Origin of the sequence: Mycobacterium sp. ITM-2016-00317, assembly GCF_002968295.1 — a bacterium.
GTDB lineage: Bacteria > Actinomycetota > Actinomycetes > Mycobacteriales > Mycobacteriaceae > Mycobacterium.
Window position 1 is genome coordinate 1,976,340 of record NZ_CP134399.1, and the last position, 21,822, is coordinate 1,998,161.

A 21,822-nucleotide genomic window follows, 5' to 3' on the forward strand; every position below is an offset into this window, starting at 1 on the left:
CTCGAGCGCGCCGGATTCGCGGGGCGCTAGGGGGTGATCGCCGTGCGGGTCACCGGTTCGGCCGCGGCCTGGCGGCTGTAGAGGCCACGCTCGAGCGCGTCCAGCAGAGCGTCGCGTGTCTCCTCCGGATGGATCAGGTCGTCGAAGCCAAGATGACCGGCCGACCGGAACGACGCGTCCACCTCGGCCTGACGCAGCTTGGCCTCGATGTCCTCGGTCGCGTGCGAGGCCCGGCTCAGCGCCGCCGCGCTCATCGCGCCCATGGTCGCGCCCGGGTAGGCGAACGTCGCGCTCTGGCTGTCAAAACCCAGCAGGGACATCACCATCGAACCGAACCCGTAGGCCTTGCGCAGTGTCACATGCAGTTTCAGCGTGGTCGCGGTGGTCTGGGCGGCGAACATGCGGGCGCCGCTGCGCAGGACGCCGGCCTTCTCCGAGCGGCTGCCGGGCAGCATCCCCGGGTTGTCGGCCAGGAACACGATCGGCAGATGAAACGCGTCGGCGACCATGATGAAATGCGCTGCCTTGTCGGCGGCATCGGCGTCGATGGAGCCGGCCATCACCTTGGGCTGGTTGGCCACCACCGCGACCGGGTGCCCGCCGAGGTGGGCCAGCGCGGTGATCATCGCGGGCCCGAATTTCGGCTGTACCTCGAACCAGTCGGTGTCGTCGAACACCACGTCGAGCACCGCGCGCATGTCGTACACCTGGCGGTTGCCGCGCGGCACGATGTCCAGCATTTCCGGTGTCGACCGCCGTGCGGTCGCCGGGCCCGCCGGAAGCGACGCCGGGTACGACCACGCGCTGGACGGGAAGTACGACAGGTACCGGCGGATGTCGTCGAGCACCGCGGCGTCGTCTCGCCCGAGGTTGTGGATCACCCCGCTGGCCAGGGCCACCGACGGCCCGCCGAGGTCCTCCTTCGAGATCTCCTCGCCGGTGGACTCTTTCACCACAGGCGGGCCCGCGGTGAAGATCGCGCCCTGAGTGGTCATGATCGTCCAGTCGCAGACCGGCGCGACCAGCGCGCCGTGCCCGGCCGACGGCCCGAACAAGCCGCTGACCGTGGGCACCATGCCCGAGCACCTGGCCTGGGCCAGCAGGTCGGTCGGGGTGCGCCCGTAATGCTCCCCGCTGGGCCGGAATCCCGCGCCCTCCAACAGCATCACCAGCGGCACCCGGTCCCGCAGCGCGAGCTCGGCCAGCCGGTACCGTTTGGCGTTGCCGCCGGGCCCGATGCTGCCGGCCAGCGTGGTGAAGTCCTCGGCGCCGACGAGCACCGGCCTGCCGTCGATCAGACCGGACCCGGTGACGATGCCGTCGGCGGCGATGTCGCCGCCGACCAGCGTGCCGAACTCACGGAACGAGCCCGGGTCCAGCAGGTGCCCGATCCGACCGCGGGCGTCGAGTTTTCCTTTGCCGTGGTGCCTGGTCAGGCGGTCCTCGCCACCCATGGAGGTGGACACCACGCGCCTGCGGGCGAGCTCGTCGAGGGTGTCCTGCCAATCCTCGGCACTGGCCATGCGCAGACTCCTGTCCTCGGGCGGCACGCGGTTCGCAACGTTGACCTTACTGAATTGCTTACTGTAGCTTCGTTCAACATGGGTGCTGAAGGCGGCCTGAAGGTGGACGCTGCCGTCGTCAGTCAACTGTCCCACGTCCCCGTCGCGGCCAGGACGCTGGAACAGCGGGGCTACGACGGTTGCTGGACGGCCGAGATCAACCACGATCCGTTCCTGCCGCTTACCCTGGCGGCCGAGCACACCCACTCCATCGAACTCGGCACCAGCATCGCGGTGGCGTTCGCGCGCAACCCGATGACCGTGGCCCAGATCGGCTGGGATCTGCAGGACTACTCACAGGGCCGGTTCATCCTGGGGCTCGGGTCGCAGATCAAACCGCACATCGAGAAGCGCTTCAGCATGCCGTGGGGCCGACCCGTCGCCCGGATGCGGGAATTCGTGCTGGCGCTGCACGCAATCTGGGCGTGCTGGGGCGACGGCGACCGGCTGGACTTCGACGGTGAGTTCTACACCCACAAGCTCATGACGCCGATGTTCGTCCCACCGCGGCAGCCGCACGGCGATCCCAAGGTGTTCGTCGCCGCCGTCGGCGACCGGATGACCGAGATGTGCGGTGAGGTCGCCGATGGCCTGCTCGCACACGCGTTCACGACGCAGCGTTACGTCCGGGAGGTCACCATCCCGACGTTGACGCGGGGGATCGCGCGGGCCGGGCGCACCCGCGCCGACGTCGAAGTGGCCTGCCCGCTGTTCGTCGTCACCGGTCACGACGAGCAGCAACTGGCCGCCGCGGCGGTGGCCACCCGCAAGCAGATCGCGTTCTACGCCTCCACCCCGGCCTACCGCAACGTGCTGGATCTGCACGGCTGGGGCGACTTACACGACGAGCTGCACCGACTTTCCCGCGCCGGCGAGTGGGACACGATGGGCTCGCTCATCGACGACGCCATCCTCGAAGAGTTCGCGGTCGTCGCGCCGGTCGACGGCCTGGTCGACAAGATCCGCGCTCGCTGCGACGGGTTGATCGACCGTGTGCTGGTGGGATTTCCGCCGTCCATCGACGAGGCGACGGTCGTCGACCTGGTCACCGATCTGCGCAACGGCGCATGACGAAGGAGACATCGATGAGGGTTCGAATCGCCGACGAAGCGGCCGGGGTGTTCGCCGACCCCAGCGCGTATGCCGACGAAACGCGGCTGCACGCGGCGATGACCCATCTGCGGGCCCATACGCCGGTGTCCTGGGTGGAGGCGCCGGGCTACAACCCGTTCTGGGCGATCACCAAGCATGCCGACATCATGGCGATCGAACGCGACAACGCGGTGTTCACGAACTCCCCGCGGCCGGTGCTGTCGACCGCCGAAGGTGACGCCCAGCACGCGTCGATCGGCATCAGCACGCTGATCCACCTCGACGATCCCGAGCACCGCAAGGTCAGGGCGATCGGCGCCGACTGGTTCCGGCCGAAAGCCATGCGCGCGCTGAAGGTTCGGGTCGACGAGCTGGCGAAGACCTTCGTCGACCAGATGTACGAGCGGGGCGGGGAATGCGACTTCGTGCAGGAGGTCGCGGTGGGATTCCCGCTGTACGTGATCATGTCGTTGCTGGGCATTCCGGAGTCGGAATTCCCGCGGATGCTCACCTACACCCAGGAGTTGTTCGGCAACGACGACGCCGAACTGCAGCGCGGCGCGAGCATGGAGGAGCGCGGGCTGGCGCTGTTCGACATGTTCAACTACTTCAACGAGATCACCGCGGCGCGACGGGCCCAGCCCACCGACGATCTGGCCTCGGCGATCGCCAATGCCCGCATCGACGGCGAACCGCTGTCCGACATCGACACCGTGTCCTACTACCTGATCGTGGCCACCGCCGGGCACGACACCACCAGCGCGACGATCTCGGGAGGCCTGCAGGCGCTGATCGAGAACCCCGACCAGCTGCAGCGGCTGCAGCAGAACCCCGACCTGTTGCCGTTGGCGGTCGAGGAGATGATCCGCTGGGTCACCCCGGTCAAGGAGTTCATGCGAACAGCACAGCAGGACACCGTGGTTCGTGGTGTGCCGATCGCGGCGGGGGAGTCGCTGCTGCTGTCCTATCCGTCCGGGAACCGCGACGAGGATGTGTTCACCGATCCGTTCCGCTTCGACGTCGGGCGTGACCCGAACAAGCACGTCGCGTTCGGCTACGGCGTGCACTTCTGCCTGGGGGCGGCGCTGGCCCGCATGGAGATCAGCAGCTTCTTCGCCGAACTGCTGCCGCGGCTGAAGTCCATCGAGTTGGCCGGGCGGCCTGAGCACATCGCGACGATCTTCGTCGGCGGGCTCAAGCACCTGCCGATCCGGTACTCGCTGACCCGCTAGCCCGCACGAGGACCCGCCGAAATTGCATTCCACGCGGCCGCTGGCCGGGATTTCCCGCGTGGAATGCAATTTCGGCGGGGTCGGGCGTCAACAGCAACGGGCCCCCGGATTGGCGTCGGCCGCCGCGTGACGGTGCCGCCAGTACTCGCGTTCGGACATCGCCGGTTCAGCGTGGTGCGTGCGCGCGTGATGGTCCAGGTAACGCTGATAGTGGTTGTCGCCCATCAAGGATTTGCAGTACCAGCCGAGGTGACCGAGGGCCGCCCGTGTACTTGCGGTAATGCGTCCCATTGCTTCTGCACCTCCTTCTCTGCCGGGGTCATGAACATGCCGGACGGGGCGAAGATCCGCGACGGTATCGGGTCGTCCTCGCTCGTCGGGCCTGCGTTGCCGCGAATCGTCTTGAGCGCCACGATCACTCCGGCGGTGACCACGATGATCACCAGCACGGCGAAGACGATCGACAGCGTGCCCTGGATGAACGTGTTGCGGATGACGGCGTCGAGCTGACCGGCATCCTTGGCCGCCCCGAAACTCGTGGCGCCGCCGTCACGGGCGTTGCGGTACTGGAAATGCTGCGTCCAGTAGCCGACCTTGGGATCCCCGGAGAAGATCTTCTGCCAGGAGGCCGTCATGGTCACCACCAGGTCCCACAGCAGCGGAATGCCCGGTATCCACGCCCATTTCAGCATCCCGCGTTTGATCACCACGACCGTCACCACCGTCAGGGCGATGGCCGCCAGCAGCTGGTTGGCGATACCGAACAGCGGGAACAGCGTGTTGATGCCGCCCAACGGGTCGGTGACCCCCATCAGCAGGATGCTGCCCCACGCGGCGACGACGACCACACTGCAGATCCACGCACCGACCCGCCAGCTCGGATTGCGCAGCTTCGTGAACGGACCGCCGAGGTTGCTCAGGCCGTCGGACAGCATGAACCGCGCCACCCGGGTGCCCGCGTCGACGGTGGTGAGGATGAACAGCGCCTCGAACATGATCGCGAAGTGGTACCAGAACGCCTTGAGGCTCTCGCCACCGAAGACCTGGTGCAGCACCTCGGACATGCCGAACGCCAGCGTCGGGGCGCCACCGGTGCGCGACACGATGGATTCCTCGCCGACGCCCGCGGCGGCATCGGTGATCTCCTGGGCGGTGATCGGCGCACCGGACAGGCCCAGCCCGTTGACGTAGTCGGCCGCGCTCTGGGCGGTGGTGCCTGTCGAGGCGGCGGGGGCGTTCATCGCGAAGTACAGGTGCTGGTTGAGGATCGCGGCGGTGATCAGCGCCATGATCGCCACGAACGACTCGGTGAGCATGCCGCCGTAGCCGATGAGCCGCATCTGGCTTTCCTTCTCCAGCAGCTTGGGCGTGGTGCCCGAGGAGATCAGCGCATGGAATCCCGACAGCGCACCGCAGGCGATGGTGATGAACAGGAACGGGAACAGTGAACCGGCGAACACCGGCCCCGTGCCGCTGGCGGCGAACGACGAGATCGCCGGCGCCTCCATCACCGGCCGTGCCAGCAGGATCCCGATCGCCAGCAGCGCGATGGTGCCGACCTTCATGAACGTCGACAGGTAGTCGCGGGGCGCCAACAGCAGCCACACCGGCAGCACCGACGCGGCCAGGCCGTAGAGGATGATGCACCACGACAACGTCACCTTCGACAGCGTGAACCACTCGACGCCCCACGCGGTGTCGGCGACCCAGCCGCCCGCGACCACCGCGAGCAGCAGCAGCGCCACGCCGATCAGTGAGACCTCCGAGACGCGGCCCGGGCGCAGGTATCTCAGGTACAGGCCCATGAAGATCGCGATCGGGATCGTCATCGCGATGGAGAAGACGCCCCACGGGCTTTCGGCGAGCGCGCCGACCACCACCAGCGCCAGCACCGCCAGCAGGATCACCATGATGACCAGCACGCCGACGATCGCGGCAACCCCGCCGACGACACCGAGTTCGTCGCGCGCCATCTGCCCCAGGGACCGGCCGCGCCGCCGCACCGAGATCGACATCACGAGGTAGTCCTGCACGCAGCCGGCGACCACGGCGCCGATGATGATCCAGATCGCCCCCGGCAGATACCCCATCTGGGTGGCCAGCACCGGGCCCACCAGCGGTCCCGCCCCGGCGATCGCGGCGAAGTGGTGACCGAAGAGCACCCGCCGGTCGGTCGGCATGTAGTCGGTGCCGTTCTCGAAAACCTCTGCCGGCGTGGCGTTGTCGTCGCGCGGGCGGACGATCTTCATCTCGATGAGCCGGGCGTAGAACCGGAAACCGATGACGTAGGTGCAGACCGCGGCGACGACGAACCAGACCGCGTTGACCGTCTCTCCGCGGAAGAACGCGATCATCGCCCAGGCGATGGCGCCGAGCACGGCGACGACGGCGAAGATGATCCGGTGCTTGACGGTGATCGGTGATCTGTCGATGATCGCGACAGGCGGCAGATCCTTGTCCGTGCGGATGTAGGTGATGTCCCCGTCGGTCTCTTCGACGCGTTCCGATGGTGCGGCGGTGGGTGTGGCCACGATGTCTCCCGGTTCCTTCGTCGGCTCGACTGCGTTTCTGCCCTGGATCCATGCCTCGTCTCGATACTGGCACCGGACGGAGCGCACATGTGGGGAAACCCCCGTTTGGGACCTCAGCTTCCGCGATCGTAGATTTCGCGCACGGTGTCGATGGTGTCGGCCTCGGCCGCGGTCTTGTCGTCGCGGTATCGGAGCACGCGGGCGAACCGCAGCGCCATGCCGCCCGGATACCGCGACGATGTCTGCAGACCGTCGAACGCGATCTCCACGACCTGCTCCGGCCGGACCGTCACCACGTACTGATCTGTGGGGCCGTCGGCCAGCTCCAGGAACCGGCCCGTCTGCCACGCCAGCATCTCATCGGTCATCCCCTTGAATGTCTTCCCGAGCATCACGAAGCCGCCGGTGGCCGGATCGCGGGCACCGAGATGGATGTTGGAGAGCTTGCCGGTGCGCCGGCCCGAACCCCACTCCACGGCCAGCACCACGAGATCGAGGGTGTGCACGGGCTTGATCTTGAGCCAGCCCGCACCGCGCCTGCCGGCCTCGTACGGGGCCGACGGGGACTTCGCCATCACGCCTTCGTGACCCGCGGTCAGCGTCGCCTCGAGGAAGGCCTGCGCGGCGGCGGGATCGGAGGTCTCCAACCGGTCGACGCGGTGGGCGGCAGGCACGGCCGCGTCGAGCCTGGCGATGCGCTCGCGGGCGGGCAGGTCGAGCAGGTCGACACCGTCGGCGTGCAGCAGATCGAAGAAGAACACCGACAGGCGCTGCTGCATCGGGTCCGGCGTGCCGCCGCGGCGGCCGAAGCGCGACGCGGTGACCTGGAAGCGGTGCGGACGGCCGTCGGGGCGCAGCGCGATGGCCTCGGCGTCGGCGATCAGGTCGGTGACCGGGAGGGCCAGCGTCGCGTCGACGACCTCGGGCAGCCGGGCGGTCACGTCGTCGAGGCTGCGGGTGAAGATCGACACCACGTCGCCGCGGCGGTGGATCTGCACGCGTGCGCCGTCGAGCTTGGCCTCGAACAGTGCGGGCCCGCCGAGGCGGACGAGGGCGTCGGCGACACCGGAGGCCGTCTGGGCCAGCATTGGCCCCACCGGCCTGCCCACCTGCAGAGTGAACTGTTGCAGCGCGGGTTCGCCGCCGGCGACCGCCGCGGCGGCCACCGCGGGCAGGGCACCGCCCAGCATCGCGGCGCGGCGCACCGCGGCGGCGGGCACGCCCGCGGCCCGGCCGACCGCGTCGGCCATCACCCCGACCAGCGCGCCCTGCCGCAGCTCGCCGGTGAGCAACCGGCGCAGGAACGTCTGCTCGACCGCGGTGGCCTCGGCGAAGAGCGCGGCGAGCAGTTCGGCGCGCCGGGCCTGCGATCCGCGGCCCGCGGTCGCACCGATCTCCCCGAACCGGGCGTCGACGTCCTCGACGGTCAGGGTGGGGGTGTCGGCCAGGCCCCGGAACGGAGCGCAGTGACGCCCAGCCGACGCCGATCTGGCGCTGGGTGAGATCCCCGGACAGCCACGACACGACGATGGCGACCAGCCGCGGATCACCCTGCTCGCCTGCCGAACGCAGCAGTTCGGCGATGCGGGCGGTCTTGGCCAGCCGCGACGACGAGGACGCGACATCGGCCGAGGCGGTGGCGACGTCAACCAGCAGCACCACACCACCCTGCCACGGTGCCCGGCCACGCCTGGCGGGCGCCGACGGTCAGCGCACCGCGAACGTGATCGAGTGCCATCCGGTCGCACCGTCGGGGACGGGATCGGCCCGGTCCGGCGTCTGGGCGTAGCCGGAATTGTCGGTGGCCCGCACGGTGACCGTGTGGAAGCCGGGGTCGCGGGCGTCCCAGCCGAAGCTCCACAACCGCCAGGTGTCACCGGAGTAGGCGTCCCCCAAGGTCGCAGGCTGCCACGGACCGTCGTCGATCTGGACCTCGACGGCGCGCACCCCGCGCTTCTGCGCCCACGCGGCGCCGCCGAACGTCACCGGACCGACCGGGACGTCCTGCCCGCTGCGCGGCACGTCGATGCGCGAGGCCGTCTTGATGGGGCCGCGGGCCGACCAGCCCAGCCGGGTCCAGTAGGCCTGCGCGCGGTCGAAGCGCGTCACCTCAAGATCGGTCACCCATTTGGTGGCCGACACGTAGCCGTACAGTCCGGGCACCACCAGACGGGCCGGGTAGCCGTGCTCGAGCGGCAGCGGCTCACCGTTCATCCCGACGGCCAGGAGTGCGTCGTCGCCGGTCAGCGCCTCGACCGGGGTGCCCGCCGTCCAGCCGTCGACCGACATCGACAGCACCATGTCGGCCTCGGACTGCACCCCCGCCTCGGCGAGCAGGTCCTTGACCCGGTAGCCGGTCCAGACGGCATTCGAGATGAGCTCGCCGCCAACCGGATTGGACACGCAGGTGAGTGTGACGACCTCTTCGACCACCTCGAAGCGCGCCAGATCCTGGTAGCGGTAGGTGACTTCGCGGTCCACCAGGCCGTGGATCCGCAGCTGCCAGTCCTCCCGGCTCAGCTGCGGAACCGTCAGCGCGGTGTCGATGCGGTAGAAGTCGGTGTTCGGGGTGACGAACGACGGCAGCGCGACATCTGCGGGCTGCACCGTGGCCGGGATGGGTGGGGCGGCCCGGTCGATCTTGGGCAGCGCGAACGCCTCCCGGTCGCCGGACACCGACGACATCCAGCGGTTCACCACCACCCCGAGGACCCCGGCGGCGACGCCGCCGCCGAGCAGGCCGAGGGTGACCAGCGACAGCCGTCTGCCCTCGTCGGTGCCGTCGCGTTCGTCGGCGTCGGTGAACCGGCCCGACACCAGCAGGCGCAGCACTGCGACCCCGCACCCGACGCCCACCACGGTGGGCACGATGTCGGGTGCGGTGGCGCCGGCGCGGGACAGCACCGCGGCGCATCCCACCCCGCCGGCGGCCACGAACATCGCGCTGCCCAGCGGCCGGCCCCGGGATTCGGCGATCCCCGCGACCGCGGCGATCGCCGCGATGGTCAGCAGCAGGATCACACCGAGCGCCAGCTTGTCGGCGGTGCCGAAGGTGCTGATCGCCCATTCCTTCACCGGGCCCGGCGTCAGATCGATCACCGCGGAGCCGACCGCGGTGCGCACGTCGGCCTCCGGCCCGAACGCGGCGGCCACGAGTTGGGCCACCCCGACGCCGACCGCCGCTGCGGCCACCCCGGCCAGCGCCCTGGCGCCGCGCGTGCTCATCCCGCCAAGGTACCGCCGCGCAGAACCCGTAACCCTTACCGAATGGTGTCATCGGCTAGGTTGCAGGTGGGCTTTACACATCGTCCATGTTCTGGAAAGTGCGAAAGGGAGCAGATGGAGATCGAGGGCAAGAAGGCCGTCGTCGTCGGCGGCGCGTCGGGCTTCGGGCGGGCCACCGCGGAGGCGCTGGCCAAGCGGGGAGCCAGCGTGGCGGTGCTGGACCGGCCGCAGTCCAAGGGCAAAGAGGTGGCCGACCAGATCGGCGGCACCTTCCACGAGGTCGACATCACCGACTTCGACGGCACCGAGGCCGTGCTCAACCAGGCCGTGGAGGCGCTGGGGGGCCTGCACATCGCGGTCACCACCGCCGGTGGCGGCATCGCCGAGCGCACGGTCAAGAAGGACGGTCCGCACAGCCTGGAGTCCTTCCGCAAGAGCATCGACCTGAACCTGATCGGCACGTTCAACATCAGCAGGCTGGCCGGCTGGCACATGTCGAAGAACGACCCGGTCGACGACGAGGCCGAGGAGCGCGGCGTCATCATCAACACCGCCTCGATCGCGGCGTTCGAGGGCCAGATCGGGCAGGTCGCCTACACCGCCTCCAAGGCCGCGATCGCCGGCATGTGCCTGACCATGGCGCGTGACATGGGCAGCCTGGGGATCCGCGCGCTCGCGATCGCGCCCAGCCTGTTCGCCACCGGCCTGACCGAGGGCATCCCCGACGAGTTCGCCAGCGTGCTGACCAAGGACGCGGCTTTCCCGAAGCGGCTCGGCAAGCCCGAGGAGTACGCGAAGCTCGCGCTCGCGATCGTGGAGAACCCGATGCTCAACGGCCAGTGCCTCCGACTGGACGCCGGCCAGCGCTTCGCCCCCAAGTAACCGAGGGAATCGGGCGCGCTGACGACGCTGAGTGTCGCTTGGCGCGCCCGATTCGCCACTAGGGTGGCGGCATGGCCACAGTTGCTGATCACGTCATCGCGACCCTTCGCGCCAGCGGCGTCCAGCGGGTCTACGGCCTGCCCGGGGACAGCCTCAACGGGTTCACCGACGCGCTGCGCCGATCCGGTGAGATCAGCTGGGAACACGTGCGCCACGAGGAGACGGCCGCCTTCGCCGCGGCCGCCGACGCGGGGCTGACCGGACAGCTCGCCGTGTGCGCGGGCAGCTGCGGGCCGGGCAACCTGCACCTGATCAACGGGCTGTTCGACGCCCAGCGCAGCCGGGTCCCGGTGCTGGCGATCGCCGCGCACATCCCGCGGTCCGAGATCGGCTCCGACTACTTCCAGGAGACCCACCCGCAGGAGCTGTTCCGCGAGTGCAGCGTCTACCGGGAGATGGTCAGCACCCCCGAGATGCTGCCGCGGATTCTGCACATGGCGATGCGGGCCGCGGTCGAGGAGCGGGGCGTGGCCGTGGTGGTGATCCCCGGCGAGATCTTCCTGCAGAAGGTCGACGCGACCGCGTGGCAGAGCAGGCCCGTGCTGCCGACGCGATCGGTGGTGCGCCCCGACGACGCCGCGCTGCGCGACGCCGCGGCGATGCTCAACGAGGCGCAGGCGGTGACCATCCTCGGCGGCGCAGGCGTCGAAGGCGCGCACGACGAGCTCGTGCAGCTCGCCGGCACGCTGAACGCCCCGGTGGTACATGCGTTGCGCGGCAAGGACTTCATCGAATACGACAATCCGTACGACGTCGGCATGACCGGCCTGCTGGGCTTCGCGTCCGGCTATAAGGCGATCAAGGAATCCGACCTGCTGCTGATGCTCGGCACCGACTTCCCGTACCAGCAGTTCTATCCCGATCATGCCAAGGTGATCCAGGTGGACATCCGCGGCCGCAACCTCGGCCGGCGCACACCGATCGACCTCGGCCTGGTCGGCTCGGTCGGCGACACGCTGTCGGCACTGCAGCCGCTGCTGAGGCAGAAGACCGACCGCACGCACCTGGACCGCTCGCTGAAGCACTACCGCAGAACCCGCAAGACCCTCGACGACCTCGCCGTCAACGACCGAGACCGCACCCCGATCAGGCCGGAATATGTTGCCGCACTGGTGAACACGCTGGCCTCCGACGATGCGGTGTTCACCGCCGACGTCGGCTCGCCGGTGGTGTGGGCGGCGCGCTACCTGGCCATGAACGGACGCCGAAGGCTCCTCGGATCGTTCAACCACGGCACCATGGCCAACGCTTTGCCGCACGCGATCGGCGCGCAGACCGCGTTCCCGCAGCGGCAGGTGGTGGCGCTGGCCGGCGACGGCGGACTGACGATGCTGTTCGGTGAGCTGATCACGTTGATCCAGAACCGATTACCGGTCAAGGTCGTCGTGTTCAACAACTCCTCGCTGAACTTCGTCGAGCTGGAGATGAAGGCCGCGGGCATCGTGACGTTCGGCACCGATCTGGTCAACCCGGACTTCGCCGCCGTCGCGCAGTCGATGGGGGTCTTCGGGCGGCGCGTCGAGCGTCCCGACGAGCTGGAGTCGGCGCTGGCGGCCGCGTTCGCGGTCAGCGGACCCGCTGTCGTGGACGTCGTCACCGCCCGCCAGGAACTGTCGATCCCGCCGGCCATCACCGCCGAACAGGCCAAGGGTTTCTCGCTGTATGCGATCAGGACCATCCTCGCCGGCCGCGGGGACGAACTGCTGGACCTGGTGACCACCAACGTGGCGCGGCGCATTCTGGACTGATCCCGTCCGCCGACCTGGCACCATGGCGGCATGCCGGTGGACATGACGCTGACCGAGGCCGAGACCGACGCACTGCGGAAGTGGGTGCGGGGGAGCGGGATCGGGTCGACAGTCACCGACGTCGAACCGCTGACCGGGGGCTCTCAGAACATCGTGGTGCGCCTGCGGGTGGACGGTGAGCCGATGGTGCTGCGCGGCCGCCGGAGCACCCGCGGCCCACGAGCGACAACACCATGCGACGAGAGATCGCGGTGCTGCAGACGCTGAAGGGCACCACGGTGCCACACCCGGAATTGATCGCCGGATGCGAGGACCTCGGTGTGCTCGGAGTGGTGTTCTATCTGATGGAGGCCGTCGACGGGTTCAACCCCGGCACGGAGGTCGACGAGGCCTACGTCAGGGACGCCGACATGCGGCGCAGGATCGGGCCGTCCTACGCGGCGAGCCTGGCCGAACTCGGCAAGGTGGGCTGGCAGGGCAGCCCGCTGGCCGCACTGAAACGTCCGGGATCCTTTCTGGCACGGCAGGTTCCGCAGTTCATGCGGCTGCTGGAGAGCTACCGGCACGACAACTACGCGCCCGAGTCGTTCCCGTCGGTGCACGTGCTCGCCGACTGGCTGGACTCGCGCAGGCCCGACGACGCCGAGCCCGGAATCATGCACGGGGACTGCCATCTGAACAACGTGCTGCTGCGCCGCGACGTCCCCGAGCTCGCGGCGTTCATCGACTGGGAGATGTGCACCGTCGGGGACCCGCTGCTCGACCTCGGCTGGATGCTGGTGTGCTGGCCGGACGGACCCAACCCCATCGACGCCGGATCGGCACTGGCCGCCCTCGGCGGGCTGGCCACCAGGGCCGAACTGATCGAGGCCTACCTGGACGCCGGCGGGCGCCGGACGCCGCGGCTGGACTGGTATGTCGCGATGGCGTGCTTCAAACTCGCGATCGTCATCGAGGGAACCTGGTCGCGCCACCTGGCCGGGCAGGCCAGTGCCGAGGCCGGTGAGCGGCTGCACGCGTCCGCGGAGAACCTGATCGCGCTCGGAACGCGAGTGTCGGCGGGCGACAACCCGTTCGGGTGACCGCTCAGCGGTAGGCGTCGACGCCGAGCTTGACCGCCAGCGCGACGCCGGCGAGGCCGATGAGGATGCGCAGGGGCTTGTCCGGGCTGTGCCGCACCACCACCGGGCCGAGCCGGGAGCCGAGCAGACAGCCGATTCCGAGCGCGAGCACCGCCGACCACTGCACGGGCGCCACGACCGCGAAGATCAGCGCGGCCACCCCGTTGGCCAGTCCGAGGACGACGTTCTTGCCCGCGTTGGCATGGGCCAGTGTCTGGCCGCCGAGCCGCAGGAACAGCGCCAGCAGCAGCACGCCCGCCGCGGCGCCGAAATAGCCGCCATAGATGCAGATCGCGAACACCGCGGCACCCTGCAGCGCGAGGGTGAGCCGCTGCCGGCGTCGCGACGCACCCGAGGTGTCCGGGGCGGGCCGCACCGGCAGCAGGATCGCCAGGGAGGCGAACCCGAGCAGCGCAGGCACGATCTTCTCGAAACCCTCGGCCGGCGTCGACAACAGCAGGATGGCGCCGGTGACCCCGCCGACCGCGGCGAAGGGCAGCACCCGCTTCAACATCGCACCCTGGCCGGCCAACTCGGGCCGCGACCCCAGGACCGACCCGACCCCGTTGAACACCAGCGCCACGGTGTTGGTGACGTTGGCGCTGACCGGCGGCAGCCCCGCCAGCAGCAGCGCCGGATAGGTGGCCACCGAGGCCAGGCCCGCGATGCTGCCGGTCAGCCCGCCGGCGATTCCGGCCACGAACAGCAGCACCGCTTGCGACCAGGACACCGGCACATTGTGCCCGTCCCGCCGGATGGGGACCGGCCGAGAGAGGTGTTTGCGCCAAGGGAGCGGGGAGGTCTAGCATCGCTGACGTGCCGAGGCGACTCGTAGTAGAAACCCGCAGCGGGGTCTGATTCTGACCGACCCCCCGCTGTGGGTCGTTCGCTACGTTCGTCGGTCGTGTCCTCTCGGATCGAAAAGGCCGGCACATGAATTCCCTCATCACCCCGTCAGGTGGCCCACTCATGACTTTCTCCGCCGTCGTCGACGGCCGACTGCCGAGCGCACTGCGCGGGCCGGCCGAGAGCAAGACGTTCGATGAGTTCTGCGACGAATACGCGCCCGCGTCCGGACCGGTGCGCCTGGGCCAGTGGTCCTGCGTGGACAACGAGCGGCGGCTGGGCCCGCAGGTCCGGACCTATCAGGCCACGCTGGCGTTGGGGGACCGCATCGGCACGTCGCGAGCGGCGGCGTGCGGCCCCGTCGCCGCGCTGACCGCGATGCTGTACGACCACGGCGTCGCCGTCGAGATGACGGCGTTCCACCAGTTGCCCGCAGGCGCGCACACCGCGACGTTCATCCACGGCAGCGACGGTGGCAGCTCCCGGTGGGCGATGGGGTGGTCCGACGATCCGACCGAGTCGGCGTTGCGCGCGGTCGTGGCGTGCGCCAACCGGTTGATCACCCGCTGACCTGAAACGCCGAAATCGCATTCCGCGCGGGCCTTTTCGCGTGATGGCCGCGTGGAATGCGATTTCGGCGAGGGAAATCAGTGCCGCGGGCGCAGCATGATCGGCATGCCGTCGAGTGGCACCGGCATGCCGCCGTAGTCGTAGCGCGGCTCATAGCCCGGACGCGGCAACTCCAGTCGGTAGTTCTGCAGCAGCCGGTGCATCACCGTCTTGATCTCCAGCTGGCCGAACACCATGCCGATGCACTTGTGGGCGCCGCCGCCGAACGGGGCGAATGCGTACCGGTGCTTCTTGTGCTCGTTGCGCGGCTCGGTGAACCGCTCCGGATCGAACTTGTCCGGGTCGGTCCACAGCTCCGGCAACCGGTGGTTGATCGACGGCCAGGTCACGACGCTGGTGCCGGCCGGGATGTAGTAGCCCAGCAGGTCGGTGTCACGGACGGCCTGGCGGAAGTTGAACGGCAGCGGGGTCATCATCCGCAGCGACTCGTTGATCACCAGGTCGTAGGTCTCGAGCTTGTCCAGCGCCTCGATGTCGAGCGGGCCGTCGCCGATACGCGCCGACTCCTCGCGCAACCGGTCCTGCCACTGCGGGTTGGCGGCCAGGTGGTAGGCCATCGTCGTCATGGTCGACGTCGACGTGTCGTGCGCGGCCATCATCAGGAAGATCATGTGGCTGACGATCTGGTCGTCGGTGAAGGTCTGGCCGTCCTCGTCGGCGGAATGGCACAGCACGCTGAACATGTCAGTGCTCTCCGAGCGCCGCTTCTCGCCGATGCGGCTGGAGAAGTAGTCCTCCAGCGTCTTGCGCGCCTTGATCCCGCGCCACCACGTCAGCGGCGGCACCGGCTTGCGCACGATCGCGTTGCCCGCGCGGGTGGTGGTGGTGAACGCCTGGTTCACCGTCGTGACCAGAGCGCGGTCCGTGCCCGCGGGCACGCCCATGAACACCTCGGAGGCGATGTCGAGCGTGAGCTCCTTGATCGCCGGGTGGAACAGGAAGCGCGGGTCGTTGGCCACCCAGTCGTCGGCGAGCACCGCCGAGGCCACCGAGTCGATATGGGACACATAGCCGGTCAGCCGGCTGCGGGTGAACGCCTCCTGCATGATCCGGCGGTGGAACAGGTGCTCGTCGAAGTCGAGCAGCATCAGGCCGCCCTCGAAGAACGGGCCTATCACCGGGTCCCAGGCACGCTGGGAGAAGTCCTTGTTGCGGTTGGTGAACACCGCCTGGGTCGCGTCGGGACCCAGCGCCATCACCGACGACAGCGCCGGCGACTCGGCGAAGTACACCGGGCCGTGCTTGCGGTAGATCTCCAGGATGAAGTCGGGGCCGCCGCGGAAGATCTCGATCATGTGGCCGAGGATCGGCAGGCCCGCGTCGCCGCGGATCGGCTTCAGGTCGCTGCCGGCGGGCGGATCGGCCAGCACGAACTGGTCCCATTGCTTGTCCTTGAGACGTTTCTCCACCACCCCCATGCCGGGAATCGTGACCGGCGTCGGCTTCAGCCGCCGTTTTGCCTGGTCGAGCAAATAGTCAGTGGTCGAGACTGTCGGCACCTGAACGCTCCTGGAAGTCGAAGGTTGTGGTCGATGTCACTCTGAACGCCATCCTGACCGACCCACTTGACGGCTGTCAAGTTATTGAGGTTTGTGTCAGGGGTGCCGTGGTGCCAAGGTTTACAGGCATGACGGCTGAACCTGCCCCCGACCTTCGCCGCAGCAGAGGCGATCGTCAGCGGGACGCGATCGTGGCCGCCGTCCGCGAACTGCTCCAGGAACGTCCGTTCGCCGACCTGTCGGTCAGCACGATCAGCGAGCGGGCCGGGGTGGCCCGGTCGGGTTTCTACTTCTACTTCGACTCCAAATACGCGGTGCTCGCGGTGATCGTCGCCGACGCGATGGCCGAACTCGACCAGCTCACTCACGATTTCGCGCCGCGTAAGCCGGGGGAGTCGCCGTCGGAGTTCGCCACCCGCATGGTCGGCTACGCCGCCACGGTGTACGCCAGGAACGACCCGATCATGAGTGCCTGCAATCTGGCCCGCAACACCGATGCCCAGATCCGCGAGATCATGGACGATTTCCAGGACACCGTGGTGGACAAGATCGTCGGCCTGGTCGCGCACGACACCGGCGCCCGCCCGATCTCCGATGACCTGACCTCCCTGGTGCGCACGCTGATCGCGGTGACCTCGATGACACTGGCGCACGACAGCGCGTTCGTCGGCCGCGGCGATGATCCGGCCCGGGCCGTCGAGATCGCGCGGCGGCTGTGGCTGAGCGGGCTGTGGGGGGCAGGCAGCCTTCCCGGAGGCCACAGCTAGTCCGCGGCTGCACGGGCCGCCCCGCCCGCGCCGGTAGTGTCGTTTCCCATGGCCAAGGGCAACGGAATCGACGGGTTCGCCGGTAAGCGGTGTCTGATCACCGGCGCCGCCAGCGGGATCGGCCGCGCGACTGCGCTGAAGTTGGCCGCCCAAGGCGCGGAACTGTTTCTCACCGACCGGGATGCGGACAAGCTCGCGCTGACCGTCGCCGACGCCCGGGCCCTCGGAGGTGTGGTCGCCGCCCACCGGGCCCTCGACATCTCCGACCACGACGCGGTCGCCGGCTTCGGCGCCGACATCCACGCCACGCACCCCGCGATGGACGTGGTGATGAACATCGCCGGGATCTCGGCGTGGGGCACCGTCGACAAACTGACCCACCGGGACTGGAAGTCGCTGGTCGACGTGAACCTGATGGGCCCGATCCACGTCATCGAGACGTTCGTGCCGCCGATGGTCAAGGCGCACCGCGGCGGTCATCTGGTCAACGTGTCCTCGGCGGCCGGGATCGTGGCCCTGCCGTGGCACGCGGCCTACAGCGCAAGCAAGTACGGGCTGCGGGGACTGTCCGAGGTGCTGCGGTTCGACCTCGCCCGCCACCGCATCGGGGTGTCGGTGGTGGTGCCCGGCGCGGTGCGCACCCCGCTGGTGAACAGCGTGCACATCGCCGGCGTGGACCGCGACGACCCGAACGTGCAGAAGTGGACGGGGCGGTTCTCGGGACACGCGGTATCCCCGGAGTTCGCGGCGGACAAGATCCTGCAGGGGGTCCTCGCCAACCGCTACCTGGTGTACACGTCCAACGACATCCGGGCGCTGTACCTGTTCAAGCGGACCATGTGGCTGCCCTACAGCATCACGATGAAGCAGGTGAACGTGCTGTTCACCCGTGCACTGAAGCCGAAGGCCAAGCGCCGCTGAGGTTTCAGCGCCCACCCCAGTCCCACGGCGGGGTGGTCGACAGGTCCTGACCGGCGACCTTGGTCTCACCCCAGTCCTTGTACAGCTCGACCTCCCAGGCGTCGCCGTCCGCGCCGATCGGTTGGGCCCCGAGGTGGGTGCGCAACGCCGACGAGTGCGTCACCACCACGACCTGCGTGCGCGCCGCGGCGGCGACGATCAACTCGGCCAGCGGGTGCACCAACTCGGGATGCAGCGAGGTCTCGGGCTCGTTGAGCACCATCAACGACGGCGGCTGCGGACTCAGCAGAGCCGCCGCCCACAGCAGGAAACGCAGTGTGCCGTCGGAGATCTCGGCGCTGCGCAGCGGGCGCAGCATGCCGCGCTGGTGCAGGCGCAGATCGAAGAGGCCGTCGGTGACCGCCACCGACACCGTCGCGCCGTCGAACGCACCGGCCACCGCGCGGGCGAGATCGTCGGTGCCCGTCTCGAGGATGGTCTGTACCGCGGCGGCGAGGTCGGCGCCGTCGTCGGCGAGCACCGGTGTGCGGGTGCCCACCTGGGGGCGCCGGGCCGGCGCGTGGCTGTCGGCGCGGAACCCGTCGTAGAACCGCCAGTCGCGCAGGCGTTCCCGGACCAGCACCAGCTCCGGAGCCGCACCGGCCCAGTCCGCCAGCACGCTGCGGTGGGCGGGAAGGCCGCGCGTCAACTCGTCGAAACCGCGGCCGCTCTCGGCGGCCACCTCGACCATCCCGCGCACGCGCCGTACCAGCGTGGCCGCGGGACGGGCGACCGGCCCGGCGAAGACCAGCTCGCGCTTGACCTCGGGGTCGCGGGCGAATGCCGTGTCGGCGGCCTGAGGCAGGCCGAGGTCGATGAGATATCCGAAATCATCGGCGGCATAGCCCATGTCGATGGACACCGCGCGGGTGCGCGGGCCGCCCCGCGCGGTGCCGGTGCGCCGCGCGCCGCCCAGGTGTTCCGGGCCCGCCCACATCGCCGATTCCACTCCGCCTTCCCGGGCGAACGACCCGATCACCTCACCGCGGCCACAGTCGGCGAGCAGCCGCAACGCCCGGTACAGCGACGACTTGCCGGTGCCGTTGGCGCCGGTGACAACGGTGAGCCGGCGCAGCGGCAGCACGAGTTCGCGCAGTGAGCGGTACCCGCGGACCGCGACGGTGTCGAGCATGTTCCGAGCCTATTGGCCGGCTCCGACGAGTCGCTCAGTCCGGGGCGATGCCGAAGATCCGGGCCCGGATCATCGCCACGAAGTCCTCCAGCACCTGAACCTGCCCCGAGGTCCATCGCCTCGGCTGGGGATCCCAGGCGCTCAAGGTGCCGATGGTGTGGCCCGAGCCGTCTTTGAGCGGGAAGCCCGCGTAGGCGACCACGACGCCGTCGCGGACCGCGTAGTGGTCCCGCAGCAGCGGTTCACCGCGCGCATCGTCGATGATCAGCGGTTCGTTCGACACCACGACCTCCGCGCCGAGTGAGCCCCGGACCGGACCCCTCCGGTTGACCTCCAACTCGCCGGTGAGGCCGACTCCGCTGCAGACGTATTGGGTGTCCCGGTCGACGAGCGTCACCGCGGCGCCCGGCACCGCCACCGCGGCCGCCACCATGTCGACCACCCGGTCCAGGGTGTTGGTGCGTTCGGCGTTGAGCATCCCGCTGTCGTAGAGCGCCTGGAGCCGCTGCGGATCGGCGATGGCCGAGTCGGTTCCGGAGGCCGCCGGAACCGGGGTCTGCAGCCCGGCCGCGTGCATCCGGTCGAGAAGTTCGGGCAGGCCGTGCTCGCCGCGGCGTGCGCGCTCGGCGGCGATCCGGGCGGCGACCGCCCGGCCGACGAACTGGTCGGGGGTCTCTCCCGCCGCGGCGGACTCGGCGACCAGCAGGTCGCTCATCCACGCATCGAACCCGGGCACAGTCGAGGACATGGCCGTCACGCTAACGCGGGCGGAGCCCCTCAGTTGCCCGAATCGGGCATCACGAGTTCCAGCCGCACGCCCAGGAGCCGGACCGGACGGTCCGCGTCGAACTCGTCGAGGAGGTCGAGGGCGGTGCGGACCACCGGATCTCGGTCGGTGGTGGGGACGGCGAGCTTGCGGATCTTGGTGCGGGTGTAGAAGGTGCTCGTGCGTACGGTGACCGCGACGCGGGCGACCACCCGTTGCTGGGCGACGACCTCGGCCAGGGTGCGCTGTGCGAGGTCGACGACCGCCGCGGCCATCTCGCCGCGGTCGGTCAGGTCGTGGGCGAAGGTCACGACGTGGCTGCGGGAACGCGGCACCCACGGTTCGGCGGTGACCGTGGTGTCCCCGCCGCCCTTGGCCAGCAGCAGGATCCACAGTCCGGTCGTCGGACCGAACGCGGCCGTCAGTACCGCCGGGTCGGTGCGCGCCAGCTCCGCGACCGTCGTGATGTCCATGGCGGCAAGCTTTTTGGCGGTCTTGGGGCCCACCCCCCACAACGTGTCGACCGCCCGGTCGCCCATCGTGGACATCCAGTTGTCGTCGGTGAGGGCGTGCACGCCTGCGGGCTTGCCGAAGCCGGTGGCGACCTTGGCCCGCTGCTTGTTGTCGCTGATGCCCACCGAGCAGGACAGCCCCGTCTGTGTGCGGACGTCGTGCTGGATCCGGCGGGCCAGCGCCACCGGGTCGTCCACCTGCGCACCGATGTAGGCCTCGTCCCAGCCCCACACCTCAACGGGGTGTCCGAGGTCGCGCAGCAGCCCCATCACCTGTTCGGAGGCGGCGTCGTAGGCCTCGGGGTCCGACGGAAGGAAGGTGGCCCCGGGACACCGGCGGGCGGCCGCCCGCAACGGCATCCCGGCGTGCACGCCGAACTCGCGGGCTTCGTAGGAGGCGCAGGTGACCACCTTGCGGGGTTCGGTGGGGTCGCCGCTTCCGCCCACGACCACCGGCAATCCCACGAGTTCGGGGCGGCGTCGCAGTTCGACCGATGCCAGGAACTGGTCGAGGTCGACGTGCAGGATCCACTGTTTCCGGGCTGCGGTCCCGGAGCCGGTCATGAGCCGCAGAGCTTGCGCGCCACGGTGTCCCACCCGTCCCCGAGTTCGGCGAGGGTGCGGTGCCGGTCGTAGATCTCGTGATGGACGTAGTCGGCGTCCAGCAGCGCCAGCAGCGCACTGGCCTGAGCGTCGAGGTCGCCGGTGGTCCCGGCGGTTTCGAGAATGATGCGGACGTGGCTGTGATGCAGGGACGCCGGCGCGTTGTAGCGCATCTGCGGATCCCGGCCGATGTCGGTGAGCAGCGCGTAATGCGCGTCGACGAACTTCAGCCGTTCCCTGCCGTAGGCCAGCAGGCGCTGTAGCGGCGGGGCCTCGGGCCCCAGCGGGGCCGGTCCGAACAGGAAGGCCTGTTGCAGGGCTTTCTCGTCCTCGTTGAGCAACTCGAGCATCAGCCCGGCGCGGCTGCCGAACCGGCGGAACAGCGTGCCCTTGCCCACCCCCGCGGCCGAGGCGATGTCGTCGGTGGTGACGGCCTCGGCGCCGCGCTCGTCGATCAGGCGGCGGGCCGCCTCGATCAGCAGGGCCCGGTTGCGTGCGGCGTCGCCACGTTCGGCCGGTCCGGGGCCCCCCACCGGTAGTGCCGGTGAGCCGTTACGGTTCTCCGGCAGGTCCATCTCGCAACTTTAACTCAGCCGGAATAGATCGGACTGCAGTCCGGTTAGTTCGTGCGAGGATTTACCTCCGACGAAGGGA

The 21,822-nt window shown here is 69.4% G+C and carries 17 protein-coding genes and 2 pseudogenes; 8 read left to right on the top strand and 11 right to left on the bottom strand.

Annotation, left to right across the window (positions count from 1 at the left end; genetic code table 11):
• Nucleotides 1–26: 26 nt before the first annotated feature.
• Nucleotides 27–1,523, bottom strand: coding sequence for a carboxyl transferase domain-containing protein (locus tag C6A87_RS09395; protein WP_311116987.1), 1,497 nt, complete (start codon nt 1,521–1,523; stop codon nt 27–29).
• Nucleotides 1,524–1,601: 78 nt separating this feature from the next.
• On the opposite strand from C6A87_RS09395, the gene C6A87_RS09400 reads away from it, so the two are divergent.
• Together C6A87_RS09400 and C6A87_RS09405 are read left to right on the top strand one after the other, a co-directional pair.
• Nucleotides 1,602–2,633, top strand: coding sequence for an LLM class F420-dependent oxidoreductase (locus tag C6A87_RS09400; protein WP_311116988.1), 1,032 nt, complete (start codon nt 1,602–1,604; stop codon nt 2,631–2,633).
• Nucleotides 2,634–2,647: 14 nt separating this feature from the next.
• The gene (locus tag C6A87_RS09405; protein WP_311116989.1) at nt 2,648–3,886 is read left to right on the top strand and encodes a cytochrome P450; all 1,239 of its coding nucleotides are present in this window, start codon (nt 2,648–2,650) and stop codon (nt 3,884–3,886) included.
• A gap of 87 nt (nt 3,887–3,973) precedes the next feature.
• On the opposite strand, the gene C6A87_RS09410 is transcribed toward C6A87_RS09405, so the two are convergent.
• From C6A87_RS09410 to C6A87_RS09425, 4 genes and pseudogenes are all read right to left on the bottom strand, one after another.
• Nucleotides 3,974–4,177: a YbdD/YjiX family protein gene (locus C6A87_RS09410; RefSeq protein WP_311116990.1), complete on the bottom strand. Its 204-nt coding sequence runs from the start codon at nt 4,175–4,177 to the stop codon at nt 3,974–3,976.
• Nucleotides 4,111–6,417: a carbon starvation CstA family protein gene (locus tag C6A87_RS09415; RefSeq protein ID WP_311116991.1), complete on the bottom strand. Its 2,307-nt coding sequence runs from the start codon at nt 6,415–6,417 to the stop codon at nt 4,111–4,113. The genes C6A87_RS09410 and C6A87_RS09415 overlap by 67 nt, the downstream gene beginning before the upstream one ends.
• A gap of 113 nt (nt 6,418–6,530) precedes the next feature.
• Nucleotides 6,531–8,076, bottom strand: a pseudogene (locus tag C6A87_RS09420) (ATP-dependent DNA ligase).
• A gap of 48 nt (nt 8,077–8,124) precedes the next feature.
• Nucleotides 8,125–9,642, bottom strand: a complete 1,518-nt coding sequence (locus C6A87_RS09425) for a molybdopterin-dependent oxidoreductase (protein ID WP_311116992.1) — start codon at nt 9,640–9,642, stop codon at nt 8,125–8,127.
• Nucleotides 9,643–9,756: 114 nt separating this feature from the next.
• Here C6A87_RS09425 and C6A87_RS09430 point away from each other — a divergent pair, with 114 nt between their 5' ends.
• The 3 genes and pseudogenes from C6A87_RS09430 (at nt 9,757) to C6A87_RS09440 (ending at nt 13,414) form a co-directional block, all read left to right on the top strand.
• Nucleotides 9,757–10,524, top strand: a complete 768-nt coding sequence (locus tag C6A87_RS09430; RefSeq protein ID WP_311116993.1) for an SDR family NAD(P)-dependent oxidoreductase — start codon at nt 9,757–9,759, stop codon at nt 10,522–10,524.
• 71 nt (nt 10,525–10,595) lie between these two features.
• A complete protein-coding gene (poxB, locus tag C6A87_RS09435) occupies nt 10,596–12,332 on the top strand; it encodes a ubiquinone-dependent pyruvate dehydrogenase (protein ID WP_311116994.1) in 1,737 nt (578 codons plus the stop codon).
• Between the two features lie 30 nt (nt 12,333–12,362).
• Nucleotides 12,363–13,414, top strand: a pseudogene (locus C6A87_RS09440) (phosphotransferase family protein).
• A 4-nt stretch (nt 13,415–13,418) separates the two neighbouring features.
• Here C6A87_RS09440 and C6A87_RS09445 read toward each other — a convergent pair.
• The gene (locus C6A87_RS09445; RefSeq protein ID WP_311116995.1) at nt 13,419–14,183 is read right to left on the bottom strand and encodes a sulfite exporter TauE/SafE family protein; all 765 of its coding nucleotides are present in this window, start codon (nt 14,181–14,183) and stop codon (nt 13,419–13,421) included.
• A 239-nt stretch (nt 14,184–14,422) separates the two neighbouring features.
• On the opposite strand from C6A87_RS09445, the gene C6A87_RS09450 reads away from it, so the two are divergent.
• A complete protein-coding gene (locus C6A87_RS09450) occupies nt 14,423–14,869 on the top strand; it encodes a homocitrate synthase (protein WP_311116996.1) in 447 nt (148 codons plus the stop codon).
• A gap of 77 nt (nt 14,870–14,946) precedes the next feature.
• Here the strand turns inward: C6A87_RS09450 and C6A87_RS09455 are convergent, their stop codons facing one another.
• Nucleotides 14,947–16,428: a cytochrome P450 gene (locus tag C6A87_RS09455; RefSeq protein WP_311116997.1), complete on the bottom strand. Its 1,482-nt coding sequence runs from the start codon at nt 16,426–16,428 to the stop codon at nt 14,947–14,949.
• Nucleotides 16,429–16,556: 128 nt separating this feature from the next.
• On the opposite strand from C6A87_RS09455, the gene C6A87_RS09460 reads away from it, so the two are divergent.
• Nucleotides 16,557–17,195: a TetR/AcrR family transcriptional regulator gene (locus C6A87_RS09460; protein WP_311116998.1), complete on the top strand. Its 639-nt coding sequence runs from the start codon at nt 16,557–16,559 to the stop codon at nt 17,193–17,195.
• A gap of 48 nt (nt 17,196–17,243) precedes the next feature.
• Nucleotides 17,244–18,116, top strand: a complete 873-nt coding sequence (locus C6A87_RS09465; RefSeq protein WP_311116999.1) for an SDR family oxidoreductase — start codon at nt 17,244–17,246, stop codon at nt 18,114–18,116.
• 4 nt (nt 18,117–18,120) lie between these two features.
• Here the strand turns inward: C6A87_RS09465 and C6A87_RS09470 are convergent, their stop codons facing one another.
• Genes C6A87_RS09470 through C6A87_RS09485 form a run of 4 tightly spaced genes read right to left on the bottom strand, consistent with a single transcriptional unit; the run spans nt 18,121 to nt 21,743 of the window.
• On the bottom strand, nt 18,121–19,287 hold the full coding sequence (locus C6A87_RS09470) for an AAA family ATPase (RefSeq protein ID WP_311117000.1): 1,167 nt from the start codon (nt 19,285–19,287) through the stop codon (nt 18,121–18,123).
• 34 nt (nt 19,288–19,321) lie between these two features.
• Nucleotides 19,322–20,035, bottom strand: a complete 714-nt coding sequence (locus C6A87_RS09475; RefSeq protein ID WP_311117001.1) for a GAF domain-containing protein — start codon at nt 20,033–20,035, stop codon at nt 19,322–19,324.
• Nucleotides 20,036–20,064: 29 nt separating this feature from the next.
• Nucleotides 20,065–21,129 carry a DNA polymerase IV gene (locus C6A87_RS09480; RefSeq protein ID WP_311117002.1) on the bottom strand — a complete coding sequence of 355 codons (1,065 nt, stop codon included), beginning with the start codon at nt 21,127–21,129 and terminating at the stop codon, nt 20,065–20,067.
• A complete protein-coding gene (locus C6A87_RS09485) occupies nt 21,126–21,743 on the bottom strand; it encodes a helix-turn-helix domain-containing protein (protein ID WP_311117003.1) in 618 nt (205 codons plus the stop codon). Before C6A87_RS09485 ends, C6A87_RS09480 begins: the two co-directional genes overlap by 4 nt.
• Nucleotides 21,744–21,822 lie beyond the last annotated feature (79 nt).

Excerpts from the sequence above, each read along its gene's own strand:
- C6A87_RS09395 (WP_311116987.1), bottom strand. The coding sequence starts at position 1,523 with ATGGCCAGTGCCGAGGATTGGCAGGACACCCTCGACGAGCTCGCCCGC.
- C6A87_RS09400 (WP_311116988.1), top strand. The coding sequence starts at position 1,602 with ATGGGTGCTGAAGGCGGCCTGAAGGTGGACGCTGCCGTCGTCAGTCAA.
- C6A87_RS09405 (WP_311116989.1), top strand. The coding sequence starts at position 2,648 with ATGAGGGTTCGAATCGCCGACGAAGCGGCCGGGGTGTTCGCCGACCCC.
- C6A87_RS09410 (WP_311116990.1), bottom strand. The coding sequence starts at position 4,177 with ATGGGACGCATTACCGCAAGTACACGGGCGGCCCTCGGTCACCTCGGC.
- C6A87_RS09425 (WP_311116992.1), bottom strand. The coding sequence starts at position 9,642 with ATGAGCACGCGCGGCGCCAGGGCGCTGGCCGGGGTGGCCGCAGCGGCG.
- C6A87_RS09430 (WP_311116993.1), top strand. The coding sequence starts at position 9,757 with ATGGAGATCGAGGGCAAGAAGGCCGTCGTCGTCGGCGGCGCGTCGGGC.
- poxB (WP_311116994.1), top strand. The coding sequence starts at position 10,596 with ATGGCCACAGTTGCTGATCACGTCATCGCGACCCTTCGCGCCAGCGGC.
- C6A87_RS09450 (WP_311116996.1), top strand. The coding sequence starts at position 14,423 with ATGACTTTCTCCGCCGTCGTCGACGGCCGACTGCCGAGCGCACTGCGC.
- C6A87_RS09460 (WP_311116998.1), top strand. The coding sequence starts at position 16,557 with ATGACGGCTGAACCTGCCCCCGACCTTCGCCGCAGCAGAGGCGATCGT.
- C6A87_RS09465 (WP_311116999.1), top strand. The coding sequence starts at position 17,244 with ATGGCCAAGGGCAACGGAATCGACGGGTTCGCCGGTAAGCGGTGTCTG.
- C6A87_RS09470 (WP_311117000.1), bottom strand. The coding sequence starts at position 19,287 with ATGCTCGACACCGTCGCGGTCCGCGGGTACCGCTCACTGCGCGAACTC.
- C6A87_RS09475 (WP_311117001.1), bottom strand. The coding sequence starts at position 20,035 with ATGTCCTCGACTGTGCCCGGGTTCGATGCGTGGATGAGCGACCTGCTG.
- C6A87_RS09480 (WP_311117002.1), bottom strand. The coding sequence starts at position 21,129 with ATGACCGGCTCCGGGACCGCAGCCCGGAAACAGTGGATCCTGCACGTC.
- C6A87_RS09485 (WP_311117003.1), bottom strand. The coding sequence starts at position 21,743 with ATGGACCTGCCGGAGAACCGTAACGGCTCACCGGCACTACCGGTGGGG.